5 protein-coding genes are annotated in these 6,910 nt (G+C 71.6%); all 5 read right to left on the reverse strand.

Features of this window, described 5'->3' with window-relative positions; genetic code table 11:
- Positions 1-943 (reverse strand): dihydrodipicolinate synthase family protein (locus H5J30_RS12885; RefSeq protein ID WP_181787572.1); only part of this gene is annotated, 943 nt, incomplete at its 3' end.
- A complete protein-coding gene (locus H5J30_RS12890; RefSeq protein ID WP_181787573.1) occupies positions 940-2,079 on the reverse strand; it encodes an oligopeptide/dipeptide ABC transporter ATP-binding protein in 1,140 nt (379 codons plus the stop codon). The genes H5J30_RS12885 and H5J30_RS12890, both read right to left, overlap by 4 nt.
- The gene (locus H5J30_RS12895; RefSeq protein ID WP_181787574.1) at positions 2,076-4,115 is read right to left on the reverse strand and encodes a dipeptide/oligopeptide/nickel ABC transporter permease/ATP-binding protein; all 2,040 of its coding nucleotides are present in this window, start codon (positions 4,113-4,115) and stop codon (positions 2,076-2,078) included. Before H5J30_RS12895 ends, H5J30_RS12890 begins: the two co-directional genes overlap by 4 nt.
- A complete protein-coding gene (locus H5J30_RS12900; RefSeq protein WP_220188848.1) occupies positions 4,115-5,056 on the reverse strand; it encodes an ABC transporter permease in 942 nt (313 codons plus the stop codon). Before H5J30_RS12900 ends, H5J30_RS12895 begins: the two co-directional genes overlap by 1 nt.
- 59 nt (positions 5,057-5,115) lie before the next feature.
- A complete protein-coding gene (locus tag H5J30_RS12905; protein ID WP_258563291.1) occupies positions 5,116-6,666 on the reverse strand; it encodes an ABC transporter substrate-binding protein in 1,551 nt (516 codons plus the stop codon).
- Positions 6,667-6,910: the final 244 nt, after the last annotated feature.

Genomic DNA, 6,910 nt, shown 5'->3' on the forward strand with positions numbered 1-6,910 from the left:
GCCGGGAACGCCACGAACGCCAGCCCGCCGCGGCGAGGTGCTTCTCCACCCGCTGCACCTCCTCGGCGTCCAGCGGGATCTGCGGCAGCATCGTCGCCGGGCAGTCGATGACCCCGCGCAGGTGCAGGGCCGCCTTGAACGCGCCCAGCGCCGAGGAGCTCATGCCCATCCGCGCCGGGTCGCCGCTCCTGACCATGCCGAAGAGCGCGAGCAGCCGCTCCTGTTCGGCGCGGGCCGACGCCCAGTCGCCCTCGCGCGCGCTGCGGTACAGCCGCGCGTAGCCGTGCGGGTCGACGTTGCCGAGGCCCGGGACGACGCCGTGGGCGCCCATGGCCAGCGCGCTGTCCACCATCGTCTCGGAGCCCGTCAGCGCGGAGAAGCCCGCGACCTTGTCCCGGACGCCGACGACGACGCGGCGCAGCCCCGTCTCGTCGCCGCTGGAGTCCTTCAGCCCGGCCAGCACGCCGTCTTCGGCGAGTCGGAGGACCAGGTCGTGCCCGAGCTTGGTGTGCACGGACACCGGCAGGTCGTAGGCGTAGACCGGCGCGCCGGTGCGGGTGGCGACCTCGCGGAAGTGCCGGTCGATCTCCGCCGGGTGGGTACGGGTGTAGAACGGCGCGGTGACGACGAGCGCGTCCGCGCCGGCGTCGAGCGCGCTGCGGGCGTGGTCGAGCACGCGCGGCGTCGTCATGTCGATCGCGCCGGCGAGCACGGGCAGTTGGCCGCCGACGTGCCGTACCACCGTGTCCACCACGGCCCTGCGCTGCTCGTCCCTGAGGTAGGCCGCCTCGGAGGACGAGCCGAGCACGAAGAGTCCGTCGACGCCCCCCGCCACGAGGAAGTCCACCAGCCTGATCAGCGAGGCGGTGTCCACCTCGGCATCCGGCGTCAGGGGGGTGCAGACGGGCGGTACGACGCCGGTCAGGTGGGTGGGACGGGTCATGCGCTCTCCTTCGCTTGGATCACGAGATCACGGGTGCTCTCCCCGGCGGCCACCGGATGGTGGCAGCGGAACCGGTGGGCGTGCGCCGCCTGGGTGACCTCCGGCATGGCCGCGGCGCACTCCGCCGTGGCCTTCCAGCACCGGGTACGGAACGGGCAGCCGCTCGGCGGCCGGGTCGCCGACGGCACGGGGCCGACGAGCGGGATCGGGTCGATGGGGTCGAGGAGCCCCGGCGTCGCCGAGAACAGCGCCCGCGTGTACGGGTGCCGGGCGGTGTCCGGACCGCGCTCCGCCGGGGCGTCGCCGCCGGAGCCCAGCGCCACCGCCGGCGCCTCCTCCACGATCCTGCCCAGGTACATGGTGATGACGCGGTCGCTCATCCGCCGCACCGTCTGGATGTCGTGCGAGACGAACACCAGCGCCAGGTTCAGCCGCTCCTTCAGATCCAGCAGCAGGTTGAGGATCTGGGCGCGTACGGACACGTCCAGGGCGGACGTCGGCTCGTCGGCCACCACGAGGTCCGGCTCCAGCGCCAGGGCGCGGGCGATGGCCACCCGCTGCCGCTGCCCGCCGGACAACTGGCCCGGCAGCGCGTCCGCGAGCACCGGGGGCAGGCCGACGAGGGCCATCAGCTCCCGTACCCGCTCGGCGCGCTGCGCGGACGTGCCGCGGCGGTGCACGTCGAGCGGGTCGCGGAGGATCTGCCGGACCGGCAGCCGCCGGTTGAGCGCGGTCGACGGGTCCTGGAAGATCATGCCCGTGCCGGTGCCGATGGCCGCCCGCCGTTCGCCCGCGCCCATCTTCCAGATGTCGCGGCCCCGGAACTCCACCGTGCCCGCCGTCGGGGCCTGCACCCCGACCAGCACCTTCGCCAGCGTCGACTTGCCGCAGCCGGACTCGCCGACCACGCCGACCGTCTCGCCGGCCGCGATCGCCAGGTCCGCGCCGGTCAGCGCGTACACCCGGTCGCGGGCGAACAGGCCGCCGGAGCGCGCCCGGTGCACCACGTGCGCGTTCCGTACGGTGATCAGCCCCGGCGCCGCGCCCCCGCCCTCGACCAGCGCGTCGCCCTCGACCAGGGGCTCGCTGGCCAGCTCGCCGACCGGCCCCGGGCCGCCGCTGTCCTTCGCGCTCATCGCAGCGCCTCCTTCTCCGCCTCGCCCGCGGCGACCGCCGACCCGGCCGGCGGCCCGGTCGCCGGTTCGACCGCCGGGTGGTGGCACGCCACCTCGTGCTTGCGTTCCTCGCCGACCAGTTCGGGCGCGGTGTCCAGACAGGTGCCGCTCGCCATCGGACAGCGGTCGGCGAACCGGCAGCCGGCCGGGAAGTCGGCCGGCGAGGGCACGACGCCGCGGATCTGCGTCAGCCGCTGCTGGGCCGACTCCAGCGACAGCACCGAGCCCAGCAGCCCGCGGGTGTAGTGGTGGGACGGCGCCTCGACCAGGTCGGCCGTGACGCCCGTCTCGACGATCTGCCCCCCGTACATGACGACCACCCGGTCGGTGACGTCGGAGATCAGCGCCAGGTCGTGGCTGACGAGGATCAGCGCGAAGCCCAGCTCCTTGCGCAGCCGCAGCAGCAGCTCGATGACCTGCGCCTGCACCGTGACGTCGAGCGCGGTGGTCGGCTCGTCGGCGACGATGAGCTTCGGGTTGCGGGAGAGCGCCATGGCGATGAGCACCCGCTGCCGCTGCCCGCCGGACAGTTCGTGCGGATAGCTGCGCAGCGTGCGGTCCGGGTCCAGGCCCACCAGCTCCAGCAGTTCGGTCGCGGTGCGCGTACCGCCGCGCCGGATCAGCTGCTTGAGCTGCGCACGGATCGTCATCGCCGGGTTGAGCGAGCTGAGCGCGTCCTGGTAGATCATCGCCATCTCGTGGCCGAGCAGCCTGCGGCGTACGCGCATGGGCGTGCCGATCAGCTCCCGGCCGTCGAAGACGACGCTGCCGCGGACCCGCGCGCCGTCCGGCTCCAGGCCCATCACCGTCAGCGCCGTCAGCGACTTGCCGCAGCCCGACTCGCCGACGAGGCCGAGGACTTCACCGGGCCTGACGTCGAAGCTGATGCCGTCGACGATGTCCACGCCCGCGTGCCGCTTGTCGAAGCCGATGGCCAGGTCCGTCACCGACAGCACCGGCTCGCCGCCGGGCAGCGGCCGGGCCCGTTCGCGCAGCCGGCGGGCGGCCTCGGCGAGCCCCGGCAGTTCGAGCACCTTGCCGGTGCCGGGCGCGGCGGCCTCGATGCGGTCCTCGGCGCCGGCCTCCTTGACCGGCACGCCCTCCGACCGCCGGGAGGCGGGTGCCGCCCAGGCGTCCGAGATGCCTTCGGAGAGGATGTTGAGCGCGAGTACGGTCAGCAGCATCAGCAGGCCCGGGAAGACCGTCGCCCACCAGCCGCCGAGCAGCACCATGTTCTTGCCGTCCGCGATGACGCTGCCCCAGGACGGGTCCGGCGGGCGGACGCCCGCGCCGATGAAGGACAGCGACGCCTCGAAGACGATCGCCTCGGCGACCTGCACGGTGCAGAACACCAGGATCGGCGCGGCGCAGTTGATGGCGACGTGCTTGACGACGATGTGCGGCGTACGGGCCCCGATGACCCGTTCCGCGGTCACGTAGTCCTCGCCGTACTGGTCCAGCACGTTGGCCCGTACCACCCGCGCGATCGGCGGCACGTACAGGAACGCGATGGCGCACACCAGCACCGGGATGCTGCCGCCGAACACGGCGACGAGCACCGCGGCCAGCGCGATCCCCGGGAACGCCATGACGATGTCCAGGCAGCGCATGACGAACTCGTCCACCGCCTTGCGGGAGGTGGCGGCGACGGCGCCGAGGACCGCCCCGAAGACCAGGGCGAGCAGCGTGGCGCCCAGGCCGATGACCAGCGACCAGCGGGCCCCGTACATCAGCCGGCTGAGGATGTCCCGGCCCAGGCTGTCCTGCCCCATCCAGTGGTCGGCGGACGGGTGCCCGGTGCCGTCGGCCTGCGCCTGCTGGTCCAGCGGGTCGTGCGGGGCGAGCAGCGGCGCGAACACCGCGACCAGCACGACCAGGGCGATCAGCCCCAGCGAGATCCGGGACGTCCAGGGCAGCCGGGCGAGCCCGCGGAGCCTGAGGCCGGGCCGGGACAGCCGCTCCGCGAGCTTCTGGCGGCCCCCGAGGGTGGCGAGCATCAGGCGGCACTCCTCAGTCGGGGGTTGACCAGCAGGTAGAGGATGTCGATGACGAGGTTGACGACGACGAAGGCGACGGCCACGGTCAGCACCACGCCCTGCACGACCGCGGGGTCGCCGTTCTTCACCGCGTTGATCATCAACGTGCCCATGCCGGGCAGCGAGAAGATCGTCTCGATGACGACCGCGCCGCCGAGCAGGTAGCCCACCCGCAGCCCGAGCACGGTCAGCGGGTTGACCAGCGCGTTGCGCAGCACGTTGCGGCCGACCACGACGACCGGCGGCAGCCCGCTGCCGATCGCCGTGCGCACGTAGTCCTTGTCCAGCTCCTCGACGACCGCGGTGCGGACGATGCGGGTGAGCTGCGCGGCGACGTGCAGCGACAGCGCGATGGCCGGCAGCGTCATCGTCTTGAGCCAGCCCGTGAAGGAGTCGCCCGGATTGACGTACCCCCCGGAGGGGAACCACCCCCATTCCACCGCCAGGTACTGGATCAGCAGCAGCGCCACCCAGAAGGCGGGCGCCGCGACGCCGACCAGCGAGACGACGCGGATCACCTGGTCCGGGATGCGGTCGCGGTAGATCGCGGCCGTGACCCCGAAGAGCACCGACAGCACGATGGCGATGGCGAGCCCCATGAAGGTGAGCTGCATGGTCAGGGGCAGCGCGGTGGTGACCTGGTCGATGACCGGCCGGCCGTTGAGCGCGCTGAGCCCCATGTCGCCCTTGAGCAGGTCGCCCACGAAGGCGGCGTAGCGGACGAGCAGGGGGTCGTTGAGACCGTGCTCCTCGCGGTAGTCCTCAAGCTGCTGCTCGGTGGGGTTGGCCCCCTGGAAGTTCGCCACCGCCGGGTCGATGTCCGAGAAGCGCATGACGAGGAAGACGAACAGCACGATGCCGAGCATCAGCGGGACGAGCAGGGCGATGCGGCGTAGCAGCATCCTGGCGATCTGGGCCACGTACGTGAGCTCCTAGCCTTGACTGACCGTGACGTGCCGCCCTACGCGGGCTTGGCCTTGAGGAGGTTGATGCCGGGGTACGGCTGCGGCTGGATCCCGGTGATCCTGTCGGCGTCCCAGGCGGTGACCAGCTCGGTGTGGACCACCGGGTAGATGACCGCGTTCTCCGCGATGACGTCCAAGTACTCCTGCGTCATCTGCTTCTTCTTCTCCTGGTCGGGCTCGCGCGTGGCGGCGTCCATGAGCCGGAACAGCTGCTTGGCCTCGGACGCCTGGGACCAGCGGGAGTAGTCCATCCAGACGTTCTCGGCCGTGTAGTTGTAGCGGAGGATCAGGTCCGCGTCGATGCCGAGCTGGTTGGGGTTCGAGGCGGAGGCGACGACCTGGTAGTCGGCCTTCTGGTCCAGCTTGGTGAAGAGGGCGGAGGTCTCCTGCGGGTCGAGCGTGGTCTCCACGCCGATGGCGTCCCAGGACTCCTTGATGGTCGGGATGCAGTCGGCGATCCAGCTCACGGTCGACGCCATGAGCGTCACCTTCAGCCCGCTGACCCCGGCCTCGTCCAGCAGCGCCCTGGCCTTGTCGGGGTCGTGGCCGTAGACGGACTTCGCCTTGCGGTACGTGGGGTTGCCCTCGTCGAGGAAGGAGCTGGCGGCCTTGCCGTAGCCCCGCAGGCCCGCCTCGATCATCTTGTCGGTGTCGATGGCGTAGTGCAGCGCCTGGCGCACCCGTACGTCGTCGAACGGCTTCCGCTCGGTGTTGAAGAGCAGGAACATGTGGTTCATGCCCGCCCCGCCCTCGACGGTGAGGCCGTCCTGCTCCAGCTGCTTGACGTTGGCGTACGGGATGTTGTCGGAGATCTGGGCGCCCGCGTTCCCGCCGGAGATCTTCGCGACCCGGGGGGCGGCGTCCACGATGGACAGCCAGGTCATCTTCTTGAAGTTCGCCTTGCGCGGGCCGTTGTAGTCCGCGTACGCCTCGAAGGAGGTGTTCGACAGCGGCTGGTTGGCCGTCATCCGGTACGGTCCCGAGCCGACGGTGACCTCGGGCAGACCGGTGTCGAGGTCCTTCCAGGCGCCGGACTTGCCCAGGATGTGCTTGGGCAGGATCTTCGCCAGGGTGAGCCGGGACAGCCCGTCCGGGAAGGGGAAGGCGAGCACCAGGTCGACGGTGTTCTCCCCGGTCTTCTTCACCTCCTTCAGCCAGCCGGCGAAGAACCCGTGGGTGAGGGTCTGGGTCTCGGTGTCGAGTATCCGGTCGAAGGTGAACACGACGTCGTCGGCGGTGACCGGCTTGCCGTCGTGGAACGTCGCCCCGTCGCGCAGGGTGAACGACCAGGTCGAGGCCCCGGTGTCGGCGGGCAGTTCGGTGGCCAGCGCGGGGTAGGGCTCGCGGGTGATGGGGTCGGTGTCGAGCAGCCCCTCGAAGACGTGGTGGTTGGCGGCCACGGAGAACGCGGACGCGGTCAGCGTGGGGTCCCAGCTCTGGTCGTTGCCGTAGCCGATGACGGCGGTGACCGAGTCCCCGCCGCCGCCCCCGCCGGTGTCCGAGGTCGAGTCCGGACCTCCGGAGCAGGCGGCCAGCGCCGGCGCCATGACGCCGAAGGCGCTCAGCGCCCCGCCGTACTGCAGCACTCGCCGGCGGTCGACGCCCGGCTCTGGTGATACGTCGCTCACGGTGCCTCCAGGAGGGAAAAAACAGGGGATGGCGCCGCGCCTGTCCCTGTCCCGGGGAAAGGCGGGGTCGTGGGAGGTCCTACGTTCTACCTCTTGGCGGTGAACATAGAAGTTGGCCGGGAGGCAGGTCAAGGGGTCGGCGACAAGCGTTATGCGGTGTCGA

The sequence above is a fragment of the Streptomyces phytophilus genome (genome assembly GCF_013870535.1).
Classification (GTDB): domain Bacteria; phylum Actinomycetota; class Actinomycetes; order Streptomycetales; family Streptomycetaceae; genus Streptomyces; species Streptomyces phytophilus.